Source organism: Lentzea sp. DG1S-22 (assembly GCF_036321065.1).
Classification (GTDB): domain Bacteria; phylum Actinomycetota; class Actinomycetes; order Mycobacteriales; family Pseudonocardiaceae; genus Lentzea; species Lentzea jiangxiensis.
Map to the genome: position 1 here is coordinate 1,378,792 of NZ_CP143276.1, position 24,199 is coordinate 1,402,990.

Genomic DNA, 24,199 nt, shown 5'->3' on the forward strand with positions numbered 1-24,199 from the left:
CGTCGATTATGGACTTCGTGGCTGCAGGCGCGTGGTTGCGCTGTTCACGGGCGATCGCCGAGCTTTGGTAACAGGTCGATAACCAGACCCATCCGTTCGTCCGGGGGTGGCGAATCACCTGTAGCAACTGCCCGAACACCCCTTGGAGATGTCTCGTCATGAACCAGACCGTCCGCAACACCGTCCTGGCCGTCGGCGCCGCCTCGCTCGCCCTGTTCGGCGCGGCGTGCGGCTCGGGCGACATGGCCAGCAGCGGCACCTCGTCCACCGCCGCCCCCACCTCCACGGCGACGTCCTCGTCGTCGGCGATGGCCGACCCGGCCAAGGACCTCGTCGGTCCCGGCTGTGCCGACTACGCCAAGCAGGTGCCGTCCGGTGCCGGTTCGGTGTCGGGCATGGCCGCCGACCCGGTCGCCGTCGCGGCGAGCAACAACCCGCTGCTCACGACGCTGGTGAGCGCGGTGTCGGGCAAGCTCAACCCGAAGGTGAACCTCGTCTCGACGCTCAACGGCGCGGAGTTCACGGTGTTCGCGCCGGTCGACTCGGCGTTCGCCAAGATCGACGCCGCGACGATCGAGAAGCTCAAGACCGACGACGCACTGCTGACCAAGATCCTCACCTACCACGTGGTCCCCGGCCAGATCACGCCGGACAAGATCGCCGGTGACCAGAAGACCGTCCAGACCGGCACCGTCAAGGTCACCGGCTCCGGCAACTCGCTGAAGGTCAACGACGCCAACGTGGTCTGTGGTGGCGTGCACACCGCCAACGCCACCGTCTACCTCATCGACTCGGTGCTGATGCCCGCCTGACATCTCCAGGGCAGCAGTACCGTGGCTCCGGGAACCGCGCTGTGAAGCGGTTCCCGGAGTTCCTTCATGTCTGCTCGTCGAGGCGTCTGATGTGGACGAACGTCGCGTCGAAGGACTAGAACAAGCCGCGGTTCTCCGGTTCGCTGATGACGGCCACGATCACGGCGCCGGGGTTCAGTGGCCGTACCGCTTTTGTGATCAGCAGAGCATCGAGGTCGTCCGGCACCGTGACGATGACGCGATCGACGATGTCCGCTGCTGCTTTGTCCAGCACGCATCTGTCCCGGCCGTCGCCGTGGACCGCGGTAGCACCGTTGGTGATCGCATCGGCGACAGTGAAGAAGTCGATGTCCAGCACGGTCAACCGCGCATCCGGCTGGGACGCCAGCGCCGAGTTCACAGTGCGGCGCCCGGTGTCGCCGTATCCGATGACCAGGATGTGATCGGTCACCCCATGGATTCGGCATGGCGCTCGAACCGGATTGCTCGCCGGTTCACAAGAACATGATGGTGCGCACCTGAGTGCCCATCAGGCTTTTACGGAATCATGAGCAGAGTCCTGAATCGGATGTGGCGTCAGGACTCGCCCAGCTGGAAGTGCCAGATGACCTGTGCCGGTGCGCCTGCGGTGGCGGCTTGTGTTGCGTCGGGCACCATGTCGGCCAGGCACCAGGGCCACAGCTCCCACGGTCCTAGTGTCCCAAGGGTGTCCGTCTGATCGGCAGGCGCAGGTCGTGTGCGGGCGGGCAGGGGAGGTTCTTCGCAGCGACGCACCTGCAGACCCGCCGCCAGCGCGGCACGCAGGTAGTCCCCGATGAGATGGCGATGGGCACTGAGCCGTCCAGGCCGGCCGTCAGCGCTGCGCACGGAAGGAACAGCCCCCTGTGCCACTCGTTCTGGGTGCATGTCGGCGATCACCAGATGTCCACCTGGACGCAGAACTCTGGCGAACTCCGCCATCACCGGCTCGAGCGCCGGGACGTGGGTCAGTGCCAGGGCGCACACGACCAGATCGACCTCGGCGTCGGCGACCGGGAGCCCGGTGAGATCACCGAGCAGGAACTCGCCCTGCGGCACCTTGGTGCGCGCTCGCGCGAGCATGTCGGGGGAGCCGTCCACGCCGATGACCCGGTGGCCACGTCCGGCCAGGAACTCGGCATAGCGGCCAGTCCCGCAGGCGGCGTCCAGGGCGACGCCCACGGGCAGCGAGTCCACGATCTGCTTGACCACGGGCTCGTCGATGTCGAACGCCGAGTTGGGCTGGTCATACGTCGCCGACCACACTCGATAGCCCGTGACCGTGTCGACGCGGTCGACTTCCACAGCTGCGTTCGCCAACGCCTCGTCGGCGAGCACCCGGCGGATCTCCGCGATCCGGGCCTCCACGAAATCGCGGTCGAACTCTCCGGTGAACGCGCGCAACAAGGCGATGCCCTCAAGACCGAGCAGGTACGCACGCGGGTCTTCGTAGATCACTCGACGGAGGTTAACGCGGTGCCTTCGGGTGAGCCACCGACTTATCCGGTCGCGTCGCCGGAGCCACCACACCGCACCCATCCGGCATCGTTGGCGGTTGCCCACGCCGCCGTCACGCCCCCTCAGGGTTACATCGGCATCGACCCATACGTCGACAAACTGCCCCGGATCAGGCGAGGGTGACGGCGAGGACCTGAGTGCCCGTCGGGCTCGGTGATCCGCCCGCGGGCTCGACGGTGAGGATGGCCTCGCCGACGTCCTCGATCCCGGTCACCAGCAGCGACTTCGCCTCACCTGCCGGACGCAGCGTCCCGGCTGACCGTGGACCGTGCTCGTTCACAAGCCACAGCTGGTAAACGCGATCGCGTGGCAATGTGGGCAGGCCGTCCACCATGAAGAGCATCTCGTTGCGGCCGAGGGAGATGGCCACCGTACCTGCGGGACTTCCTGCGGTGACGAGCCGCAGGTCCGGCGCCGCCAGCAGGTCGCCGATCTGAGTGCGCGGGCTCGCAGCCACGGGAGTGATTCTCGAGGTGGTCAGCGCGCCATGCACACCGGCCACCACCGCGGCGGTCAGACAGGCAGCCGAGATGAGAGCCGCAGCGCGTCGAAAACCCTGGCGCCGCGAAAAGAAGGCACCGAGCTCGGAGGCCGGGGGCACCTGCCGTGCGCGCCGCACCGCATCCAGTACCTGTGGCCGGAGATCGTCTGGGACGACATGGTCGACAGCGTTGCCCAGCCGGGCCGCGGTCTCCCTCAATTCGGCCACTTCGTCTGCACAGCTCTGGCACGTGTGCAGGTGTGCCTCGAACCCGGCTCGCTCGGCATCGGGCAAAGCGCCGAGTACAAGCGCACCGGTCAGCAGGTGCAGGTTGAGCGCACGCGTTCCTCCCGGTTTCACATCTGGTCTTCGAAGCCGGCCGGTGAACGGATTGCCCTTCACACCTCCCGATGTACTCCCATCTCCGTCATGACCAGCCGTAACGCCTTGAGTCCGAAGTGGACCCGGCTGCGCAGCGTCGCTTGAGGCACGTCGAGCTCGGAGGCCACCTCGCTGTACGACCTGTCCCGCAGGTAGGTCTCGACGAGGGCGGTGCGCTGATCGATGTTGAGCCGCAGCAGCGCCGCCTGCACCAGCCGCCGGTTGATCGTGATGTGTGCGATGTCGCTGCTCATCTGGCCGCCGCGGGCGGCGGCCGTTCGTGCGGCAGCCATCCGCTTGTCGTGGCGCAATCGCGAGCGGGTTTCGTCGATCACCACGTTGCGGGCGATCGCGAACAGCCACACGCGCATGCTGGCCAACTCGGGCTTGAAGCCGCGGGCTGAGCTCCACACCCGGAGGAAGGTCTCCTGCACCACCTCTTCGGCGGCGCAGCCATCGCCGAGTTGCCGCAACGCGAAGCGGTACAACTCAGGCGCGTGCAGGGCGTAGATCTCCCGGACGGCCCCGTTGCCGATCAGGTCGGGACTGCGTCGTCTGCTGATGTCCGCCATGAGCTCCCCATCGCCGGTCCTGCATGAGGTTCGAGACCGGCGGGACGGCGGATGGGCGAATTCTGCCCAGGGTTCAACGCAATGACCGGTTCGGTCGTACACACCTGCGTTCCACGACCACGTAACTGGGAGAGAACATGCGTATCGCTCGCACGACCGCACTCGTAGGCGCGGCAGCACTGCTCATGAGCGCCCTCGGCACCACCGCAGCCTCGGCGTCGACCGACCGAACCCGCCTGCACCTGCTCACCTCCGACGGGGTGCTGAGCACCAGGAGCTGGTCGTCCCCGCTGCTGTCGCAGCAACGCGTCCGGATCACCGGTCTGAAAGCCCGCGACCGGCTCATCGGATTGGACGTGCGCCCGGCCAGCGGCGCGTTGTACGCAATCTCCGCCTCAGGCCAGCTCTACGTCCTCGACCCGCGCACGGGCAAGGCGACCGCGGTGGGCGCGCCTACCGCGATCACGGGCACGGCGGTCGGTTTCGACTTCAACCCCACAGTCGACCGCATCCGCCTGGTCACCACCAGCGGCCAGAACCTGCGCCTGCACCCGGACACCGGCGCGGTGGCCGCGATCGACACCCCACTCGCCTACGCCCCGGCAGACCGCGCCGCGGGCAGCACGCCTCAGGTGTCCGGAGCCGGGTACACCAACAGCGTCGCCGGCGCGACGTCGACCACGCTGTACGACCTCGACAGCCGCAAGGACACCCTCGTCACCCAGGGCACGGCTGCCGGAGCGATGCCGGTCGTCTCCCCGAACACCGGACAGCTGTTCACCGTCGGCAAGCTGGGCGTCGACTTCGACCGGACCAACGGGTTCGACATCGCCACCGTGGACGGCCGCCAGCACGCCATGGCCGCGGTGCAGCCCAGCTTCTCGCTGCTGGGCGGGACGCTCCTGGTCAAGGTCGACCTGAGCAGCGGGCGCGCCTCGGTCGTCGGTGGCGCGGGCGGCGACGTCGTCGGCCTCGCGTTCGCTCGCTGACCGAACCGCGCAACACGGACTGGCCGCAGCAGATTCGATGTCTGCAGCGGCCAGTTCCAAGCCATGACGTCCGTCTGCAGGACATCGAGGTCGGTCGGATTCGAACGTGCGTTGCCGGTAGCAGTGGCTGCCAGGTTGTTGCCAGCAGTGTGCAAGAGAGCGATTGGGTGAACCCGCAAACCGGTGCGGTGTCGGCGTCGAATCAGGGGGTCCTGTCCGAGTGGCGGGTTGCGCGCCGGACGGACGTCGATCCGAAGGGATGGAGCATGTCAGCACCCCCTCCTGCGCGTCGCCGACGACGCGCAGCGGCAAGTCTGATAGCAGTTACACCGACGAAACCCTGCGCCGGACCGACCAAACCCTGCCGCTACTACACCGCGCATGGCCGCAAACCTCTTTGCGACAACCAAACTGCGACCGGCTTCGACAGGCGATGGGCCCAGCTCTACGTCGATCTCGGCGCCGACCGCGCCAACGTCAGCTCGCTTCTCGGCTGACCGCCGTCCAGCGCCGCGCGGTCGAGTCACCTCGACGTGTGCGTACCGCTTGCGCCAGGCTGAAATACGATCGACATGCCGCGCTGACGTGCGAAACGGACCCCGTAGGTCAGCGCGGACGGTCTTGAAGCCCGGTCGTAGACCTGCCACTGGTGGTCCGACGCTGACTGGTGACGGCCGTCCTGAGCGCCATTTCAGCCACGAGTCAGATCATCGGCTGATCGGGCGTTGCCGGTTCTTGCGAGCGGAGCCATCGCGTCGGCGACCACCTGATCGGGTGGTCTATCCGGCAGCAGCGATCCGCAGGCATCCCGGTGAACGGATAACTGGTGTGCGGGTTCGCCAGATGCGGTTCGGCTGGTTCGGGACGGCACCGCACACCGTCCCTGTGCTGCTGGCCTCGCAAGTGACAGTACTCGGCGCACAGGGGCTCACAGATGCTGTGCGAACGATCGTGGCGACCCGTTCCCCGAGGCCGGCACTCGATGTTCTTCACGGCTGTGAGCGCTGGCGTAACGGGCGTCGGCGATCCGGTTGGTGGTTTACAGCAGTTCCGCAGCACCAGTCGCCGCAGCGGACGGCGCTAGAAGCATGGGCCTACGGCTGACCAAGTGTGATCTGTGGTGACGACTGGGCTTCTGTGACCGCCAAACCGGATCCAGCGTCACGGCTGCGGAACACGACGAGGACGCCATCACCGAAATCACGGCGTGGCGTCCTGATCGTTCTTAGCCGATGGCCGGGACGTGCCCGATCACCGATGGTTGATCACTTCCTGCGACCGGCGAGCAGTCCGAGAGCGAGCATGCCTACGCCCAAGCCGAGGTGCAGCCAGTTGTCGGCCGTGTTGACCGGAACGAAGTTCGCGGCGCTGTCGTGGTCGATCACCAGGCCGTACAACCAGAGCACGAGGTAGATGGCGCCGCCGCCCACGAGGTAGGCGGCGGCTCCGCGAGCGGTCCTGGCCATCAGCAGGCCCGCGATGCCGAACGCGACGTGGACGAGGTTGTGCAGCACGGACACAGCGAAGACGCCGAGCAGCAGAGCGCCTGCGTGGTGGCCGGCGAAGGAGAGCTGGTCGTAGTTCGTGGTGATGCCAGGAACGAAGCCGAGGATGCCGACGAGCAGGAACACCACGCCGACCACCGCTGCGAACAGCTGGACCGGTCGGCGAGATGTCACGTCGTGGCTGGAGCGGGACGAGTGTGTTGGAGTCAAAAGACTCACCTCCGGAACCTGTGACGTGAAGCGACATGGCGGATTCGGTGCTCGGACCGCCCTGGATTGGTCTGTCAGCGCATCTGAGGAGATCGTCAGCAGAGTTCGCTTGACGAACGCGGACAGGCCGCCCCGGAGCGCGGTCGGGACGGCCTGACGAACGATCGGCTCAGAGGCTCAGGTCGAGGTCGTTGAGCACACCGCCGACGTTGACGTCGCCGAGCTCGCCGGACAGGTCGCCGATCTTGCCGATGTCGCCGACCTGGCCGACACCCGTCACGTCGCCGACGTTGCCCACGTGGGACACGACGTCGCTGACGTTGCCGATCTGGTCGAGCGGCAGGTCGTTGTCCGTGACGTTGCCAACTGCGGAGGTGATGTCGCCGTTGAGCACGTCGCCGACGCCGAGGTCGCCGGTGCGCGTGGTACCGGTGACCTCGCCGACGACGTCGGTGATGTGCGTGGTGTCGAGCACGTCGGTGCCGTTGCTGATGCTGCCGACGGTGTCGGTCACCTCGAGGTCGGTGACGGTCTGGGTGACGTCGGTGACGGTGGTCGTCCCGACGACGTCCAGCGTGCTCGACGGGTCGCTGAGCGCGTCGAACCCGTTGGTCACGCCGTGCACGGCAGCGGTCAGCCCGGAGACGGAGCCGAGGACCGTGTTGTCGTCGACCTGCTGGCCGACGGTGTTCTGCAGCGTGCTCATCAGGTCGAGCTGCTGGTCCAGGTCCAGGCCGGAGATCGTCGACCCGAAGTCGCCCAGATCGCTGACCGGAGCGAAGTCGAGCACCAGCGGCAGCAGCTCCTGGATGTCGGACGGGTGCACGTCACCGAGCCCGGCCGCGTCGAGCGAACCCTGCGGGTCGAGCTGGAAGGCCGACCGGGCGTCGGGGTCGCTGAGCAGGTTGAGGGTGAAGTCGTGCAGCGTCTGCGGCAGGTCCACGTCGAACTCCAGGTGCGTCGTTGTGCTTGTGCCACAGAAAGCTACGAAGAACTCGCCGTTCGCCGCATCGGGTGACATGCACGGTCCTGACCGAGGGAGGTGTATCGGGGATTTTCGCCACCTGGAGTAGGGGAGTAGGGGTTTTCCCTGATCTTCGTGTCGTGACCAAACCTGAACGGGTGATGCACCGAAGGGCAGATGTAGGAGTCGGTCACCAGGAGGTTCGCGCGCTCATGTCCCCCATGTCGGACACGCCCTTGTTGCTCGACAGCGGGACCACCCGAACACTCGAGCGCGCGCGCACCGCAGACCACGTCGTGCTGACCGGACCGGCCGGCTGCGGCAAGACCACGCTGCTGCGCACCTTCGAGCAGGCGATCCTCGTCGACGACGGGCACACGCTCGGCGATGACGAGGCCGACCGCCTGCTGCACGAGGCAACCGCCGGCGGCCGCCTCGTCATCGCCCATCGTCTGTGGCCTGACAACGGCGCCCTCGCCCGCCTCATCAGCGCATTGCCCGGCTCCGTGATCCGAGTGCGGCTCCAGCCCCTGGCCCGCGATGACGTCAAGTCCTTCGCCGCCCACGTGCTGGACGCGGAGGTGAGCGACGATGTCGCAGACCGCCTGTACGAGCGAACCGGTGGCACGCCGGGGTTCGTGCTGGACGAGCTCTCCGCAGATCCGCGCGCCGCGTTCGCCCGCCACTTCGACGACCTCTCCGCCGCCGCCAGCGACTTGGTGCTGGCCCGCGCTCTTGGCGCGCCCTTCGACCTGGGGCTGCTCGCGACGGTGCTGAACCTGGACCTGAGGACCGTGTCGGAGTCCGCCGAGGCGCTGCGGTCGGCGGGTCTGCTCAAGGTCGACGGAGCCCCGCTGCCCGCCGCCGCCGACACGATCACCGCGCTCGCGCCGATGGAACAGCACGTGGGCCTGCTGCGCACGCTCGCCCTCACCCAGGCGGGGCGCTCACAACCGGTGTCGGGTTACGCGCGGCTGTTGCTGGAACTCGGCGTGGTGGACCCCGAACTCCTCGGCGTGTTCTCCGCCGCCGGCCATGAAGTGATCAACGACGATCCCGCGTTGGCGGCGCGGTTGTTCACCGCCGCCGGTACCGGGTCCTCCGTGCACGTGGCGCGGGCTCTCGCTCTCAGCGGTGACCTCGACGGCGCTGTGGACGCGGTGGACCTCGGACACGCCGACGCTGACGCGTTGCTGATCGCCGCGACCGTGCTGACCCTGCGTGGGCAGGTCGGTCGCGGGGGAGAACTGCTTCAGCGCTCGGACAGCGGACTGGCGCTGGGCTTCGCCGTGACCGGTCTGCTCGGCGCCGGACGGCTCGAGGAAGCTCGCACGGTCCAGCTCGGCGCGCGCTCGCAGCCCGCCAGGTCTCTGACCGACACCCTCGGGCATCGGCTGGCCGACGTGGTGCTCCAGACCGCCACCGGGCCGCCGATGGCCGCTGTCGCCGCCGCGGTGGCCACCGCCGGGGTGAACCAGACCGGGTCCCGCACCTCGGTGCAGCCGGACAGCCCCAGCGCCCTGGCCGGGCTGATCTGCGTTCACGCGGGCGAGCTGACCGTGGCGAAGTCGTTGCTCGCCAAAGCCGTGCAGGTCGACGACGGCAAGGGAGTGCACGCGGTCCGGCACCGGTTGCTGCTCGCCTGCGCGGAACTCTTCGGCGGTGACGTCGAAGCAGCCCGGCGGCTGGTGCACCCGGTCGTGTCAGGAGAACCGCGGGAAGCCCTGTTCGCCGCCGCGCTCGAACTCGGGATCACCCGCCGCGCCGGGGATCTCCGTGCCCTGCGGTCGGCGTGGGAACCGGCCCAGCAGTCCCTCGTCGTGCACCCCGTCGACCTCTACACCCTGATCCCGTTGGCCGAGATCGCCGTCGCCGCGGCCAGAATCGGCCAGTTCCACCGCATCGAGACACATCTGGACGAGGCGTGGTCGCTACTCGACGGGCTGGGCAACCCTCCGCTGTGGTCAGTGCTCCCGCGATGGCACGCCTTCCACGCCGCGCTGCTCATCGGTGACCACACCGCTGCTGAGGAACACCTGGCAACGATGGAAACAGCGGCGGACGCACTGCCGTTCGCCCGTGCGCTCGCCGCCGCCGCCCGGTGCTGGAGCCTGGCCGACCGCGGCGATATCGACCCGACGCGGGTTGAGTCGGCGGCACAGGAACTGCACGCTCACGGCATGCGCGTGGACGCGGCGAGGCTGGCCGGGCACGCGGCCATGCACACCACTGACCGCAAGGCGATGACCCAGCTGCTCGACATCGCCCGCCAGTTCCACGGCCCGAACAGCGCGCAGGGCAGCGCCGGTGCCGACGTCCTCAGCGGGCGCGAGCAGGAAGTGGCCACGCTGGTGCGCGACGGGCTCACCTACCGCGAGGTCGGCGACGCCCTGTTCATCTCCGCCAAGACTGTCGAGCACCACGTCACCCGCATCCGGAACAAGCTCGGTGCGAAGAACCGCCGGGAGCTCGAACGCGCACTGGAGGACATCGACCTGACGACGGCCAGGTAGCCACCGTAAGGAGCCTCGACGCGACGCTGACACGAGGACTGGGACTGTAAAACGAGCGGTGTAACTCCCGATCATGGAAGTGCACCTGATGACCGACATGATGTCCGGCGTGGAGAACGCTGAGGACTCAAAGCCCGCAACCGGTCTGGACGGCCTGGACGAGCAGCTCGTCGCGCAGCTGCTGAGCAGTGCCAAGGCCAGTGGCCTGAAGCTGACCGGTGAGGGCGGGGTGCTGCAGCAACTGACCAAGCGGCTGCTGGAGTCCGCGCTCGAGGGCGAGATCACCGATCACCTCGGCTATGACAAGCACGACCCGGCCGGGCGCGGGACCGGAAACTCGCGTAACGGCACTCGGTCCAAGACCGTGCTCACCGACGTCGGCCCGGTCGAGATCGACGTGCCCCGCGACCGCGACGCCAGCTTCGAGCCCAAGATCGTCGCCAAGCGGCAGAGGCGCCTGGGTGGAGTGGACGAGATGGTGATCTCGCTGGCCGCCAAGGGTTTGACGACCGGCGAGATCTCCGCGCACCTTGCGGAGGTCTATGGCGCCGAGGTGTCACGGCAGACGATCTCCACGATCACCGACAAGGTTGTCGAGGGCATGATCGAGTGGCAGAACCGGCCTCTCGATCCGGTGTATCCGGTGATCTTCATCGACGCGATCCATGTGAAGATCCGGGACGGTCAGGTGGCCAACCGGCCGATCTACGTCGCGCTCGCGGTCACCTGCGAAGGACGGCGTGACATCCTCGGGTTGTGGGCCGGCGATGGCGGCGAGGGCGCGAAATATTGGCTGCACGTGCTGACCGAGCTCAAGAACCGCGGCGTGGCTGACGTGCTCATGGTCGTCTGCGACGGGCTGACCGGCTTGCCGGACGCGATCACCACGGTCTGGCCGCAGACGATCACCCAGACCTGCGTGGTCCACTTGCTGCGCAACAGTTTCCGCTACGCCGGCCGTCAGCACTGGGACCCGATCGCCAAGGCCCTCAAGCCGGTCTACACCGCGCCGACCGAGGCCGCGGCCCGCGAGCGGTTCGCCGAGTTCACCGAGGCCTGGGGCGCCCGCTATCCGGCGATCGTGCGGTTGTGGGACAACGCCTGGGCCGAGTTCGTGCCGTTCCTGGCCTTCGATCCGGAGATCCGGCGGGTGATCTGCTCGACCAACGCGATCGAGAGCGTCAACGCCCGCATCCGTCGCGCGGTCAAGGCTCGCGGGCACTTCCCCAACGAGCAGGCCGCGCTGAAATGCGTCTACATGGCGATCATGAGCCTGGACCCGACCGGCACCGGACGCAAACGCTGGACCATGCGCTGGAAACCCGCGCTCAACGCGTTCGAGATCGCCTTCGACGGCCGACTGGCCGCCGGACGCAACTAGTTTCCTTCAACCTGAGTTACACCGCTCGTTTGACAGACCCACGGAGCACGCAAGTGCCGTTGCAGTACTAAAGGTTGTCCCGTAATGATCTAGAGTGTTGGTGGGGCAAGGGGTGGCAGCGGTATCGCCTGCGGTCGGTGGTCGGTCAGCCGGTCATGGCCAGGTTGCGCATGTGGGCGATGCCTCGGGTGGCGTGCCAGACGCCGTCGCGTTTGTGGCGGCAGTCGCGCAGGATGTTCCAGGACTTCATATGCGCCAGAGCGTGTTCGAGCCGGGCGCGGACGCTCTTGTGGACGGTGTTGAGGTCTTCTTTCCATTGCGGCAGCGGCGGTTGCCCTTTCCGTGGCTTCCGGTAGGGCATGATCACCTCGGGGTTGCCCTGGTAGCCGTCGTCGGCCATGACCTTCGCGCCCCGGCGCTGCTCGTCGACGCGCGACTCGGTGTAGGCGCGGCAGTCGTTGCGGTTGCCTGGGTTGCAGGCGGGCTGGTTGCGGCAGCGGCTGGGTGTTGCAGCAGTGACGGCGCCGGGATCAGGCGGTTGGTGTGGGCAGTGCGGCCCAGTGCCGGGGTGACGCAGGCTGGGCAGCAGTAGCTCAGGAGTCGCTGGTGACGGTCGCACGCGAAGATCGCTTTCAGTCACCACTGTCTGCGCCAGGCTCCGTCGTGGCTTGTTGCATGCGGCTGCCGTCGCCGGCGAGGCACTGGGGCAGTACCGGGTGGAGGTGGTGGAGATCCAGCCGCGCATGCCTGGGAGGTCTTTGCCGCGGCGGATCCAGTGCCCGTCCGGGCGTAGTTGAGCAGCAGGGGCGGGTAGCGGTCGCCGAGAACCCAGCACCGTGGTGACATGCACCGGGGTGGACTGGTCTGTTGTGGACCGTCTCACTGGAACGGGTGACACAGCGCATGTGCCGCATTCGAAGTGGTACTCCCGACGAACGAAGCAAAGCGAGGAGGTTGTGATGATGCGAACATTGCCCCGTCCGGTTGTTGCACCGGAGGACATGGCCGAACTGATGAGGGCGGTGGCGGAGCCCGAGGCCGAGGTGGCCGACCCGCCGTTGCACGTGCCCACGGCCGGCGGCGCGCTCCTGGCCGGTCTGCTGTTGATCGTTTCCCCCGGTAACCCGACGGAGCCGGAGAAGCGGTGACCGCAGGTGGCGCGATCGACCGGGCGTCTCGCGCGGACGCGGTCGCCGCACTGGCCGGACACCTCGTCGGCGCACTCGGGGAGGGTGGGCGGGCAGGGCTCGCCGACTTCCTCGATTCCTGCGCCGACGGCGTCGCCGGCCTGTGGGCGGTCCGCCTGGTGGGCGCCGATGCCTTCACGCCGCACCTGCTGGCGTCCCGGCCCCTGGAGGGCCGGGACGCCGCTGTCGTCGCCGACGCTTTCGAGGCGTTCCCACCCGTCCACCAGCCGGTGACGCACCAGCAGCGCGTGCTGGCCTGGCGGGACGAGGCCACCGCCGAGCTGCTGGTTCGGCTCGCTGACGGGCGGTGCCCGCTGCCTGGGAGCGCCGAGGCGTGGTGGAACCGGGGGACCTGGCGACGGACCTCGGCCCACTTCGGCACGCCACCGGTCGACGTCGTGCTCGGTCCGGTCGAGCAGTGGGCGCGCTGGTCGGTGGCCGTCGCCCAGCTCTCGCCGCTGGCCCTGCCGGGCTTGGGAGGCCCGGTGTTCGAGGCGGTGGCGGGTGCGCCGCTCGCCCTGGCCAGGGGCACCACCCGGGCTGTGCTGCGCCGGGACTACGCCACCGCCGCACGCCTGGTTCGCTGGGTGGCTCTGCTCGCCGACCGGGTTCCGCTGGACGCGGCCCTGCTGGTGGAGCACCTGAGGCTGCACGCGGGCGCCGATGCCCGGCTGCTGCTGGACCTGGCCATCGCCGAACGCGTCCTCGCCGCGCAGCCGGTGTCCTCGCCCCCGACGCTCCCGCCCCCGACGACCCCGACGCCCTCGGCACCGACCGCGGTGGTGCACGACGTGGCGAGCCGGGCGATGGCCTGGCTGCACGCGCACCGCGAGCTGGGGGCCTTCACCGACACGGCGACCGCCGACCTCGACGATCCCAACAGCGTCTACAAGCCCCTGTGCGAGGTGGCCCTGGCTTCCGCGTTCGTGCTGCGCGAGGGCGTTGCCGGTGCCGCGCAGCTGCGGCACGCGCGGGAGCTGCTCGACTTCTCCTGGGAGCAGATGCGCCGCGGCGACCTGCTCTACGAGCGCCAGCTCCGGCACGCCCTGCTCACCGATCCGGTGGAGACTTACGCGTCGTTCGCCCGCTCCGGGTACCGGCACGCCGCCCTGGAACGGGTCGCCGCGCACAGCTCGGCCGCCGACGCGGTGAACGAGGTGGTGCCCAACCGGCGGCTCGCCGTGGCCAACGCGCACCGCGTCGTGGGCATCCCGCGTGACGACGACTGGGACGCCCTGGCCGCCGCGACCTGGCTCGGCCGCGCGCCCGAGCCGTGGGTGATCGACTGGTACACCGGTTACTGCGCCACGCACACCGTCTTCCACCTCACCGATTGGGGCGCGCGTCCGGAGGGTCTGCCGGCTCGTACGGCCCGCTACCTCGACGCGTGGCTGCCGGTGTGGATCGACGTGTGGACCGAGGCCCGGCAGTGGGACCTGGTGGGCGAACTGCTCCTCGTGGGTGCGTGCCTGCCTGAGCCGCGCATCGAGGCCGCCGAGTGGGCGCCGTTCGCCGCCGCCCAGCACGAGGACGGCTTGGTGCCTCGCGACGGCGAACCCGTGTCCGACGACCCGCGCACCCGGTTCCTCGACCACCAGCACACCGCCGTGGTCGCGACCGCGGCGGGCACGCTCGCGCTGTCCCGGCTGCTCGGCGGGTGAACGCGGACCGGGTCGCCCCACTGCTGTCCGCCGCGCCCGGTGTCGCCGTCGCCGCGCGGGTGGGCGACGAGGAGACCGTGCTGGTCGCGGGGGTCACCGCGCTGGACGACCCGCACCCGGTCATCGCCGCCACCCGGTTCGAGATCGGCTCGCTGACCAAGACGTTCACCGCGCTGCTGCTGGCCGAGCTGGTGGCGCGCGGCGAGGTGCGGCACGACGACCCGGCGGACCGCTTCCTGGACACCGACCTGGGCCCCGGCGTCACGCTGGAGCGCCTGGCCACGCACACCTCCGGCCTGCCCCGGCTGCCACCGGGCCTGCTGCGCGCGGCCCTGCCCGCTTGGCGCACCAACCCCTACTGGGCGTTTGAGCCGGCGCACCTGGCGGCGGCGCTGCGCCGCACCCGCGTCCGCCCCGACCACCGCGCCCGGTACTCGAACTTCGGCGTCGCCGTGCTCGGCCTGGCACTGGCCCGCGCGACCGGCCGGCCGTTCGAGGACCTGCTCGCCGACCGCGTCCTGGGGCCCCTCGGCCTGACCGACACCGGCTTCGACACCGCGCCGCAGGCCACCGGTCACCTGCGCGGCCGGCCGCGCCCGCCGTGGGAGATGCCCGGGATGCCCGCCGCCGGCGCGCTCCGGTCCTCCGCCCGCGACCTGCTCGCCCTGCTCACCGCCCTCCTCGACGGCCGACCGACCGCCCTTGCGCCCGCGCTCGCCGACGTCGTCGCGCCCCGCGTCGCCGTCTCCGCCACCGACCACCTGTGCCTGGTGTGGAACCTGCGCCACCTCCCCGACCACGACGTGCTGTTCCACTCCGGGGGCACGCGCGGCTGCACGGCGTTCGCCGGGTTCAGCCCGCAGCGCCGCACCGCGCTCGTGGTCCTCGCCAACGCGGGCCCGACCATGCGATCCACACTCGTCCAGGACTCATACGACGCCCTGCGCGCCCTCGGCGACCCGGCCGCCGCACAACGGCCTGGGACGAGAGGGAGGGGCAGCGATGTCACGCGGGGGACGTCCGCTTGAGCCTTCGGAGAGGAGCTGTTGCCGCGGTCCCCGGCGGATCGTGGCCTGCTTCGACCTCGTCGACACACCGATCACCGCAGCCGATGTTGTCGGCGCATGCTGCTCGCCGCCGTCGGGGCGGGTTCGTAGTTCTTCCACTTGGTGCGTTGTCGTGAGATGTGCATCGGCCACCTCGCGAGCTCGTTGACCCGAGTCACGAAAGTGCGAGCGCCGACATCCTCAAGGCCCTATTGGGGCGTGCCCGCCGGATCGTCGGTGCGGCGCTGAGCGGACCGCAGGTAGCGCGCCAGCCCGTTGAGGTTCTGGTCGGCGATGAACGTGGACCGCTCGGTGATGATGACGTTCTCCGCATGTTCGATGCACGCCCACGCCGAGTCACCCCACGGGTCGGCGACCTTGACCTCCACGGGCTTGTCGCACGGGCCCGACAAGCCGAGCTCGCACACCGGTGAGTGCTCACCGTCGAGGTGGCCGGCCGCGAGGTGCCGCAGTTGGCCCGCCAACTTCGCCGACGCGGTGGCGTGCGCACCGGGGAACTCGTCCAGGCCGCGTTCCGCGCGCACCGCTTGAATGGCGGCCAAGCGCAGCTCCAACTGGTCGGCGACGATCCCGGCCAGTGCGGAGAGCGTCCCCAACTGGGCATCGGTGACCTCGCGGGGTTCGCGGTCGATCACGTTGACCGTGCCCAGCCTGTGCCCGTCGGCGGTGATGATCGGGGCGGCGGCGTAGAAGCGCAGACCCAGCTCGCCGCGCACCAGCGGGTGGTCGAGGGTGCGCAGGTCGACCGCGCCGTCGTTGACCACGTACGTCTCGTCCTGCAACACCGCCGAGGCACACAGGCCAGGCTCGGTACCGATCTCGGTGACGCCCGACAGACCGTGGCAGGCCGCGAACCACACACGGTCGACGTCCACGATCGTCACGGTCGCGATCGGTGTGTCGAAGACCCCCGCAGCCACGCGGGCGACGTTGTCGAAACTGCCGTCGGCGGGCGCGTCCAGGATGTGGTAGCGGCGGACCGCCGACAGGCGCTCTGGATCGGTGTGGGTGAGCACGCGAGCAGGATAGCCGACGATCACGTCAGGCCCGCAGTGCGAGCAACCTCGTAGGAGCAGGTCATCGAGGCGGTCCTGCCACGCTCCGCGCTCGGTCGGCCGACCGAGACCCGCGTCCGACATACCTCATGCGCTACGGAAGCTCCACGCGTGGCGGAGTTCCCTTGTCCGGGCACCGAAGGGCTTCAGCTGCGCGAGTTCGGAAACAGGTGCTGAGCGGCGGTAGCGGGCTGCGACTTCGCTAGCCGGGCGAAGTGATGTGCGGAACACGAGTACGTCTTCGTGGGCGCTCAGGTGGAGCGGGACACCCGCTTCGCGTTGCTTGCGGAGGAAGTCGCGTTGAAAGAAGGAGCCGCGCGCGACGAAGTCGTGCTCGGCCACGCGGGCCAGGGGAGCGACGCACCGTTCGACCGAAATGAGGCCGGCGTTGCGTCCGCAGGTGAGGATCTGCGAGGGCAGGTCGTCGAAGGAACACGGTCGCGCAGCACCGCGCCGCGATACGCGGGCTTTCTTCGCCACACCACGCAGCACGGTCTTCCAGGCCGATTTGGAACTGGCCGCCACGGATCGAGACGTGCACTGCGACGACGTGCTACGGGTAAAGCAGGTCGGTGAGCTGCGCGCTGGTGACGAGCTGGCCGATGCGGTCGGGGAGTTCACCGGCCATCGTGTCGTTGAGTATCAGCGCGACGAAGATGCCTCCGAGGCGGAGTAGCCGTGCGGCGGTGAGCAAGGCCTCGTCCGCGAGCTCCGCGTCGGTCTGGTGCGGTGGCGCGCTGGTGACCACAAAGTCGGCGAACCCGGAGATGTCCGGCTCGATGACGCAGGACGGACCAGTCCAGCTGCCCGTGCCGGGCAACCTCGGCACCCGCCTGGGCACGAGCAGGATGGGCGGGTCAGGTGTACCAGGTGGGTTCGGGCAGTTCGTTCAGCAGTGCGTAGCGGCCGACCTCGGCGCGTTTGTGGGCGATGGGGTCGTGCAAGCTGTGGGTGCGAATGTTGCGCCAATAGATGTCCAGGCCGACGGTGTTGGCAGTGGCGCGGGCGCCGGTCACGTCGAAGACGCGGGTGCCGATCTCCAGGCCGGTTTCGATGGCGCGTTGCTTGGCCGCGGCGATGACGACTGCGGCTTCGCCGCGTTGGCGTTCGGTGACGGTGTCGGGGTGGGCGTTGATCGCCTCGATCAGCGTGGCGGCGCGGTCGGCCAGGGCTTCGGCGGCCCACAGCTTGGACTGGAGGTCGCCGTAGGTGTCCAGGACGTGGAACTCCTGCACCGCGGTCTCCTTGACGTCGACGGCGTAGGGCCAGGGGCGGGTGCGGTCGCGGGTGTAGGCGGCGGCGGTGGTGAGGGCGCCCTTGGCGATGCCGAGGTAGAAGTTGGTGAACACCAACTGGATCAGCGGCACGTTGAGGCTGTTGTAAACCCGCGGCCGGAACTGCTTGTCTACGTAACCCAAGGCATCCGACCAGGGTACGCGCACGCCCCGGATCTCGACGCTGCCGCTCTCGGTGAGCCGCTGACCGAGGTTGTCCCAGTCGTCGTTGAACACGATGGCGTCCTGGTGGGACGCAGCGATGGCGAAGACATGCTTGTCGGTGCCTTCCAGAACTCCCTCCAGAACCGTGACGTCGGAGACCTTGCTGCCGGTGGAGAAGGACTTGCGGCCGGTGAAGACAAGTTCGTCGCCCTCGTCGACCACCACCAGGTCGTTGTCGCGCGGGTTGACGGCGCCGCCGAAGAACCAGCGCTCACGGGTGGCCTGTTCCTGCACCGCGGCGACCTGTGCGGGGATGGCGATCAGGCGAGCGGTCCAGAACCACAGGTAGTGGTAGCCCAGAAGCTGGCCGATGGAGCCGTCGCCCACAGCGACCTCGCGGATGACCCGGTAGGCGGTGGTCCAGTCCTGCCCGCCACCACCGTGCTCGACCGGACCGAGCAGAGTGACCAGACCCGAGTCCTTGAGCAACGCCACCTCGGCGTACGGGGTGGCCCCGGCTCGGTCGCGGGCAACGGCGTCGGCGGCCAGCACGACGGCCACTTCCCGGGCGCGGTCGAGCCACTCGTCGGAGGTGGTCGCGGCGGTGGTCCAGGTGTGCTGCGCGGACGCGGTCACAAGGGGGCTCCGATCACGTGTGCGGGTCTACGGCATGTCCTTCGTATCGAGAACACAGATCACGCGACAGGACCCAATCGGTGAAAATATATTCCCGTTCCACGCGAAAGCGCACCGGCACGACTCCTTGCTTCGGCGACGCAGCACTCAATCACGGTGTTTCGCCGCAATCAGTTTTCACGTGAGCCGGAACGTCGCGTACCTGTCGGCAACTACTCGGCAGTATGTCGGCCGAAGATCGGTCAGCCGGTGAACGTGATCGTCAGGGGTCCGCTGACGGTGCCGACTCCGGTGGTCGAGCAGGCCAGGGGATCGGGGTGTACGAAGATGACCGTCTGCGTGAACTGGGCGTCCGCGAACAGGCCGGCCGTGACGGTTCCCCGCGTGACGACGATCGTCTGTCCCAGGGTCCGGGTGGCGATGGTGTCGCCCGTGGTGGTGCTGGTCGCACCGCTGTTCCAGCTGGTCTGCTGGGTGACGGTGGACGAGCCGCTAAGCAGGCAGCTGGCCTGTGCCGTGCTGGCGACGGCTGCGGTTCCGGCTGTCACCGGACCGCCGACGCAGCTGCTGTAGGTCACGTCCGCGTCGATTTCAGTCATCTGCGTGCGCAAGGTGAGCGGCGAGCTGTAGGTCTGCGTGGATTGGCCCGCACAGGTCATCAAGGTGGCCGCGGCCTGAGCGGCACGAGACCGTGGTCTGTTCGGGTGAACGGGCATGGTCTTGCCGGGGGAAGCGCGGAGTCGCTGCCAGGCTGCGTCGTGGCATATCTGCCACGCGATCGATCTTGGGAGGGATCATGGCGGTAACGGGTTTGCGGCGCATGCTCGGCGCGGCAGCATTGGCGTGCGTGACGGTGCTGGCCTCAACCGTGATGGCGCCGGCCGCGCACGCGGCTGGCAAGAAGTGGGGGCCGATCTACGCGAAGACCGACGGCACGTCTGCCGCCTCCGCGTGGGGCGACTTCGCCAACAACGGTGGTGTCTACGCAACGGTCGGTGCCAACTGGACGGACTTGAAGTACACCGATGGCTGGGACGCCTACGTCGAGGTGCAGTTCACTTTCTGGAAGCAGGGCCGGTGGCAGTACGCCTCCACTGTGCAGTCCAAGCGCACCTACGACACGGCCAGTGGCCCCTTGTCAGCCAGGTTGCGCTCGGACGCGACGGCGGCCCGCGCGGTCATCAAGGTCTGCGTCGACAGGTCCGCTCGGCCCGACGTCTGCTCGCCCACGTCGATCGTGTCGTTCAACTACTGACCGACCACGTGATGGGCATCGGTTGGGGCCTGCCGCGGAACTACCCAGGGGTAGGTCCCGACCTGTGGAGGCGTGTGCAACCTGTTCGTGGAGGCCCGCACACGCTCGGGCGGGACGATCGGTGGCCACGTCGGCCTCCGCATGCGAGGAGTTCGGCACAACCGCCGGGATCGAGTACTGCGCGGCTTCGTACTGATCTGCGCAGGATTGGATCACCGTCGGCTGGGTATTGAAGGGGCGCCGGACACGTGCGCGTGAACTCGGTAGGCCGCTTCCGAGCGGACCGGCCGGTTCCGGCGCGGGGAAGTTGAAACTCTGCAGCTCCCCGCGCCGGTCCCGGTTCGCTTGCGGCTGGACGGCCGCACAGTTATGTCTTGATCATTGCGTACCATGCGCTGACGACGTCAAGCAGTGGCGCCGCAGATCAGTTCCTCTGAACCACGAGGTGCCGCGGCATGGCTGACGAAACGCATGCATCCGAGATGTCCCCGGCCAAGCCAGATGAGGGTGACCGTCCCGATGCCCTGAGCAGACTCGACGAGACCGCCGAGGCGCTGACGGTGCTCCGGAACTTCTTCACCGACGAGGAGCCGCTCGACACCGCGTTGCAGCGGCTGGCCGACACCGCCAGCGGGGCGATCCCGGACGCGGACGCGGTGACGGTGTCGCTGATGGATCTGGCGCAGCCACGCACCGCGGCCGCCACGAACCCCCGGCTGATCGAGGTCGACGAGAAGCAGTACAGCGCCAACCGAGGCCCGTGCTTCGAGGCCGCACGCACCCTGCGCGCGGTGCGGGCGGTCGTCGGCGAGCACCTCGAGGAGTGGCCGGAATTTGAGGCAGCCGCGGCCGAGCAGGCGATCCGCGCCTACCTGTCCGTGCCGGTGCTGCTGCCCTCCTCACAATCCACCCAGGAGCAGCACCTCGGCTCACTCAACATCTACAGCTATACCGCCGCGGCCTTCGACCCCTTCGACGAAGGGCTCATGCGGCTGTTCACCACCACAGCGTCGGCCACGATCGCCAGCGCCCAACGCCACCAGCGCTCACGAGACCACATCAGCAGCCTGGAACAGGCACTCGTCTCCCGGGCCGTCATCGACCAGGCTAAAGGCGTCTTGATTGCCGTGCACTCCTGCACCGCCGACGAAGCGTTCGCGATGCTCGTGCAACGCTCACAGCGCGAGAACATCAAACTCCGCGACATCGCCAAGAATCTGCTCGACTCAGTCGCCCGCTCCTGAGCCCCTCTCGGCCGCATCTCTGGATCAGGTCTGGAAGACGTCCGACGACTCACCCGCGGCGACGGCCTGTCGGTGGCCGGACTCGTCGCGGTTGGGGCATCGCCACGGTGCTCGCGAGCGATTCCGCGGTGACCAGTCGAAGAGCCGGCGCCGCCGGCAGGTCCCCGATCTGAGAGCGAGCAGGCCGGTCGGTCAGCGCACTTGCCGACGTCGACAACCAAGGCGCCTTGAGCGACATGATCAAGGTTTGTCCTGCGCAGTATCCGGCACCGGTGAGGTCGGCGGGCGAGCGTGTCGCGCACGACTGGCGATGCCTCGCCGGGGCGCGACCGACGTGATCACCTCACCGGTCAACGCGGCCCGCACGCGGTTACCCTGAGCGCGCGGGGTCACAGCCGCGCAGGTCGACCGCGTTCAGCGGCGGTGGGAACGAGGTGCAGCATGACCGAACCGGCAACGAGCGGCGAGAACGAGGTCCTCCAGCGACTCGACGAGGTCACCGGTGCTCTCGCCGGCCTGTCGCAGGTGCTCGACGAGGAGGAGGACCTGGCGGTCATCATGGACCGCGTCTGCCGGCAAGTCGTCAGAGCGATCCCCGACGCGAATCTGGCCAGCGTCACCGTGCTGCGCGACAGCACCCCGGAGTCCATCGCCTGGACCGACCAGCACACCCTGGCCGTGGATCAAGCCCAGTACCAGGCCGGTGAAGGGCCCTGCCTGGCGGCAGCATCGTCACGACAAATGCAGCGCGTCACCGTGACCGAGGCGGCGGACCGATGGCCCGCCTTCACCCACGCGGCCACCGGACTGGGCATCGGCAGCTACCTGTCCGCGCCGCTGTTCCTCGACGAGAAGTACCACGGCTCGCTCAACCTCTACGGCATGCAAGACCACGGCTTCCGGGAGCTCGACGCCGCTCTGTTGGAGCTCTACACCACCGCCGCCGAGGCCGCCCTACGCAACGCCCACCGGTACCTTCGTGCTCGCCGACAGATTGGCCACCTGCAGGAGGCGCTGACCTCGCGGGCGGTCATCGATCAGGCCAAGGGCATCGTGATGGCCGTTCACCGCATCCCCGCCGACGAGGCGTTCGCGATGCTGGTGCAGCAATCCCAACGGGAGAACCGCAAGCTACGCGAGCTGGCCGAGCACTTCGTCGACGAGAACACCAGGCCCGAAGGCTGAGCTCGGCACGCCTTCGGCCTCGCAGTCTCCCTACGTCGACGCCGCTTCACTTGACCAGCAAACTCGCCCAGCCCCGCTGCTTGTTGTGCAACCGAACCAAGCGCGTGATCCACTGATCGGGTGACAGCGTGAACTCCGGTGGTGAGGTGATGATCACCGCCGGGTGTGCCCGGAACTGGAAGTTGGACGGCTAGAAGCGATAGGTGCCGAATATGACGCCGCCTGCTGACCCCTTCGGCCCGGATACCACGATCGATCAGCTGAGGAAAGCGTTGTCCACCCAGCCGGTCATCGAGCAGGCCAAGGGAATGCTGATGCTGAACCGCAACTGGAGCTCCGACGAGGCGTTCATGGCCTTGCGTGAGATCTCACAGCACACCAACACCAAGCTGCACGACGTCGCCGCTGTGATCGTCGCCTGTGCCGGCAAAGGCGAACCGGGCCTGGCGGACGCCGATGCGGCGACGGCCGTGCTCGACGAAACCAGTCGCATGGGATTCGGGTATCCCTTCACCAATGGCAGTGCCAGCCAGAAGCGAACCTGATCGATGCCTACGAATGCACCACGCGTGCATCACGACGAACGGCGCTGCAGCTCGCAGGTAATCTCGGCCCGGACGGTTTTTGTCCTGTGGCCCCGGGATGACGCCCCGGTCTTTGCTCAGCCGGTTGCTGAGGACAATGCTTCGGCCGCGATCACCGGGCAGCCGTGCGGTGCCGAGAACGGGCAGGTCCGTGCTGGTGTCGTCGACGCGCACGTGACACGGCCCGGCCGACTGGCACAGGCGCAGAACGTAAGGGCTCGTGCCGTGGTCGACGACGTTGGTCACCAACTGGTTATCGACCACACAGTGCGGCGAACTTCGTACCGGTGAACACCGCGGACAGCCGGCTGCACCTTGGTCTGGGCCTGGGATGGTCGCTTCTGGAGCACTCCTCGGCCGCCGTCTCTGAGCGGAGCGGCCACCGATCAGGTTCACAGCGGTCGCCGTCGACACCCGTGACCGGTTGGCCGCTCGCTGTCACCTTCCGAAGAAGGAAAGACCACTCGTTGTCCGATTAGGAGGTTTCGGTGAAGTCCATCTCGACCGCGACCGCGTTCGTGCCGCCGATGCTCGCGGCGTTCGGGTTCGCCGAGCCCGCGCCGGCGAACATCTGCTGAGAGGCCTGCCGAGGTGCAGGTGACGCCCACCGTCCCCTGATGGATTTCCAGCACGTTACGGTTCTGACCGCGCACGCAGGTCTCGGCCGGGGGTGCGTCGGCGCCTTCGAGGCGCTGGCGGCCCGAGTCCGGCGGGCGCAAGTCGTACACGGTCCAGATGTGCACGACACTGTGTTGGCCTCGTAGAACGCCGGGGGCAGGGCCCTGACGCCCGACCGGAGACACAGTGGGCTGTTGCGCCGACGGGGTCAGCGGCTGCATACGTTCAAGTCGTGGCGACGATGGTCGGCGATCGGCCGCCGACCGACGATGTCGCGTTGGTAGTGAATCGCGACAGCGGTCGATGGCCATGATCCGCCGGCATTTGCCTCATCCCCGTAGCCGGCCGACGGCTTCCTCGACCGTGGGATGGAAGGGAAGCAGCTCGCCCAGTCCGATCATTTGAAAGACTCGCATCAACTCGGGGCTGAGTCCGGCGAGCCCGAACTGACTGCCGGCGGCCTGAGCGCGTTTGTAGGCAGCGATGAGAGCGCTGATGCCGGTGGAATCGCAGTAGGCGAGGTCGGTCGCGTCGACGACGAGACCGGTGTCGGTGCCGAGGTCGACCCCGTCGAGCACTTCGCGGAATCGGGGAGTGGTGTGGAAGTCGAGTTCACCCGCGACCCGCAGTACCGTGCAACCTGCCGGATGCGGTTCAAGGACGACGGTCATGTTCCGGTCGGGCACCGGGCCTCCCGTGTGACGAGATTGATCTGGTTGTGAACGGACGGTGAGAGGAACGCAGCGTCATCAACCTCTTTCCCGCATTTCCTGAGTTCTATTCAGCAGGTGTTGCGCAGGGCTCATCGTTCTCGGCTGTCCGATGAGGATGGATGGGCGGGCGGGCGAGCAGTGATCACCTTGTCGATCGGTGGGAGGACCCGAACCTGTGGGCTGGGCGTTCGGGCCGACGATGCGGTCGAAG

Annotated in this window: 23 protein-coding genes and 2 pseudogenes; 11 read left to right on the forward strand and 14 right to left on the reverse strand. The window is 68.3% G+C overall.

The features are described 5' to 3' along the window. The first annotated feature begins 158 nt into the window (after positions 1-158). Positions 159-812, forward strand: coding sequence for a fasciclin domain-containing protein (locus V1227_RS06060; RefSeq protein WP_329791480.1), 654 nt, complete (start codon positions 159-161; stop codon positions 810-812). Between the two features lie 115 nt (positions 813-927). Here V1227_RS06060 and V1227_RS06065 read toward each other — a convergent pair whose 3' ends face one another. The 4 genes from V1227_RS06065 to V1227_RS06080 form a co-directional block, all read right to left on the reverse strand. Further along, the gene (locus tag V1227_RS06065) at positions 928-1,263 is read right to left on the reverse strand and encodes an NAD-binding protein (RefSeq protein WP_329791481.1); all 336 of its coding nucleotides are present in this window, start codon (positions 1,261-1,263) and stop codon (positions 928-930) included. A gap of 125 nt (positions 1,264-1,388) precedes the next feature. After that, on the reverse strand, positions 1,389-2,288 hold the full coding sequence (locus V1227_RS06070) for a class I SAM-dependent methyltransferase (RefSeq protein ID WP_329793964.1): 900 nt from the start codon (positions 2,286-2,288) through the stop codon (positions 1,389-1,391). 169 nt (positions 2,289-2,457) lie between these two features. Further along, positions 2,458-3,231 carry an anti-sigma factor gene (locus V1227_RS06075; RefSeq protein ID WP_329791482.1) on the reverse strand — a complete coding sequence of 258 codons (774 nt, stop codon included), beginning with the start codon at positions 3,229-3,231 and terminating at the stop codon, positions 2,458-2,460. Beyond that, positions 3,228-3,782 (reverse strand): sigma-70 family RNA polymerase sigma factor, encoded by a 555-nt coding sequence (locus tag V1227_RS06080; protein WP_329791483.1) that lies wholly within the window; start codon positions 3,780-3,782, stop codon positions 3,228-3,230. Before V1227_RS06080 ends, V1227_RS06075 begins: the two co-directional genes overlap by 4 nt. Before the next feature lie 137 nt (positions 3,783-3,919). On the opposite strand from V1227_RS06080, the gene V1227_RS06085 reads away from it, so the two are divergent. Beyond that, positions 3,920-4,771: a DUF4394 domain-containing protein gene (locus V1227_RS06085; RefSeq protein ID WP_329791484.1), complete on the forward strand. Its 852-nt coding sequence runs from the start codon at positions 3,920-3,922 to the stop codon at positions 4,769-4,771. Positions 4,772-6,036: 1,265 nt separating this feature from the next. Here the strand turns inward: V1227_RS06085 and V1227_RS06090 are convergent. Both V1227_RS06090 and V1227_RS06095 read right to left on the reverse strand, forming a co-directional pair. Further along, entirely contained in the window at positions 6,037-6,450 is a 414-nt protein-coding gene (locus V1227_RS06090) for a DUF4383 domain-containing protein (RefSeq protein WP_329791485.1), read from the reverse strand. A gap of 205 nt (positions 6,451-6,655) precedes the next feature. Then, a complete protein-coding gene (locus tag V1227_RS06095; RefSeq protein ID WP_329791486.1) occupies positions 6,656-7,507 on the reverse strand; it encodes an IniB N-terminal domain-containing protein in 852 nt (283 codons plus the stop codon). Between the two features lie 164 nt (positions 7,508-7,671). Between V1227_RS06095 and V1227_RS06100 the strand changes: the two genes are divergently transcribed. Together V1227_RS06100 and V1227_RS06105 are read left to right on the forward strand one after the other, a co-directional pair. Next, the gene (locus V1227_RS06100; RefSeq protein ID WP_329791487.1) at positions 7,672-9,963 is read left to right on the forward strand and encodes a LuxR C-terminal-related transcriptional regulator; all 2,292 of its coding nucleotides are present in this window, start codon (positions 7,672-7,674) and stop codon (positions 9,961-9,963) included. A 100-nt stretch (positions 9,964-10,063) separates the two neighbouring features. Further along, a complete protein-coding gene (locus V1227_RS06105) occupies positions 10,064-11,344 on the forward strand; it encodes an IS256 family transposase (RefSeq protein WP_442916519.1) in 1,281 nt (426 codons plus the stop codon). A gap of 145 nt (positions 11,345-11,489) precedes the next feature. Here the strand turns inward: V1227_RS06105 and V1227_RS06110 are convergent, their stop codons facing one another. Then, positions 11,490-12,089, reverse strand: coding sequence for a transposase family protein (locus V1227_RS06110; RefSeq protein ID WP_442916463.1), 600 nt, complete (start codon positions 12,087-12,089; stop codon positions 11,490-11,492). A 256-nt stretch (positions 12,090-12,345) separates the two neighbouring features. Between V1227_RS06110 and V1227_RS06115 the strand changes: the two genes are divergently transcribed. From V1227_RS06115 to V1227_RS06125, 3 genes are read left to right on the forward strand one after another with little or no spacing between them, the layout of a single operon-like run. Next, positions 12,346-12,492 (forward strand): hypothetical protein, encoded by a 147-nt coding sequence (locus tag V1227_RS06115; protein ID WP_329791489.1) that lies wholly within the window; start codon positions 12,346-12,348, stop codon positions 12,490-12,492. After that, a complete protein-coding gene (locus V1227_RS06120; RefSeq protein WP_329791490.1) occupies positions 12,489-14,192 on the forward strand; it encodes a DUF6895 family protein in 1,704 nt (567 codons plus the stop codon). Before V1227_RS06115 ends, V1227_RS06120 begins: the two co-directional genes overlap by 4 nt. Then, positions 14,189-15,220, forward strand: a complete 1,032-nt coding sequence (locus V1227_RS06125) for a serine hydrolase domain-containing protein (protein WP_329791491.1) — start codon at positions 14,189-14,191, stop codon at positions 15,218-15,220. Before V1227_RS06120 ends, V1227_RS06125 begins: the two co-directional genes overlap by 4 nt. Before the next feature lie 227 nt (positions 15,221-15,447). Here the strand turns inward: V1227_RS06125 and V1227_RS06130 are convergent, their stop codons facing one another. The 5 genes and pseudogenes from V1227_RS06130 to V1227_RS06150 all read right to left on the reverse strand — a co-directional run bounded on the left by V1227_RS06130 (position 15,448) and on the right by V1227_RS06150 (position 19,105). Continuing rightward, positions 15,448-16,275 carry a GAF domain-containing protein gene (locus V1227_RS06130; protein WP_329791492.1) on the reverse strand — a complete coding sequence of 276 codons (828 nt, stop codon included), beginning with the start codon at positions 16,273-16,275 and terminating at the stop codon, positions 15,448-15,450. A 126-nt stretch (positions 16,276-16,401) separates the two neighbouring features. Beyond that, positions 16,402-16,737, reverse strand: a pseudogene (locus V1227_RS06135) (TRM11 family SAM-dependent methyltransferase); the annotation flags it as partial. Positions 16,738-16,867: 130 nt separating this feature from the next. Further along, complete coding sequence (locus V1227_RS06140; RefSeq protein ID WP_329791493.1) at positions 16,868-17,155, reverse strand: hypothetical protein; 288 nt, start codon at positions 17,153-17,155, stop codon at positions 16,868-16,870. A 16-nt stretch (positions 17,156-17,171) separates the two neighbouring features. Beyond that, on the reverse strand, positions 17,172-18,389 hold the full coding sequence (locus V1227_RS06145; RefSeq protein WP_329791494.1) for an acyl-CoA dehydrogenase family protein: 1,218 nt from the start codon (positions 18,387-18,389) through the stop codon (positions 17,172-17,174). A gap of 242 nt (positions 18,390-18,631) precedes the next feature. Then, positions 18,632-19,105: a hypothetical protein gene (locus V1227_RS06150; RefSeq protein WP_329791495.1), complete on the reverse strand. Its 474-nt coding sequence runs from the start codon at positions 19,103-19,105 to the stop codon at positions 18,632-18,634. Positions 19,106-19,185: 80 nt separating this feature from the next. On the opposite strand from V1227_RS06150, the gene V1227_RS06155 reads away from it, so the two are divergent. From V1227_RS06155 to V1227_RS06170, 4 genes are all read left to right on the forward strand, one after another. Beyond that, positions 19,186-19,644, forward strand: a complete 459-nt coding sequence (locus V1227_RS06155) for a hypothetical protein (RefSeq protein ID WP_329791496.1) — start codon at positions 19,186-19,188, stop codon at positions 19,642-19,644. Positions 19,645-20,099: 455 nt separating this feature from the next. Further along, entirely contained in the window at positions 20,100-20,888 is a 789-nt protein-coding gene (locus tag V1227_RS06160) for a GAF and ANTAR domain-containing protein (protein ID WP_329791497.1), read from the forward strand. A gap of 441 nt (positions 20,889-21,329) precedes the next feature. Further along, positions 21,330-22,073, forward strand: coding sequence for an ANTAR domain-containing response regulator (locus V1227_RS06165; protein ID WP_329791498.1), 744 nt, complete (start codon positions 21,330-21,332; stop codon positions 22,071-22,073). A 212-nt stretch (positions 22,074-22,285) separates the two neighbouring features. After that, positions 22,286-22,618 carry an ANTAR domain-containing protein gene (locus tag V1227_RS06170; protein WP_329791499.1) on the forward strand — a complete coding sequence of 111 codons (333 nt, stop codon included), beginning with the start codon at positions 22,286-22,288 and terminating at the stop codon, positions 22,616-22,618. Between the two features lie 683 nt (positions 22,619-23,301). Here the strand turns inward: V1227_RS06170 and V1227_RS40550 are convergent. After that, positions 23,302-23,586 (reverse strand): annotated as a pseudogene (locus tag V1227_RS40550) (hypothetical protein); the annotation flags it as partial. 18 nt (positions 23,587-23,604) lie between these two features. Next, positions 23,605-23,961 (reverse strand): STAS domain-containing protein, encoded by a 357-nt coding sequence (locus V1227_RS06175; protein WP_329791500.1) that lies wholly within the window; start codon positions 23,959-23,961, stop codon positions 23,605-23,607. Positions 23,962-24,199: the final 238 nt, after the last annotated feature.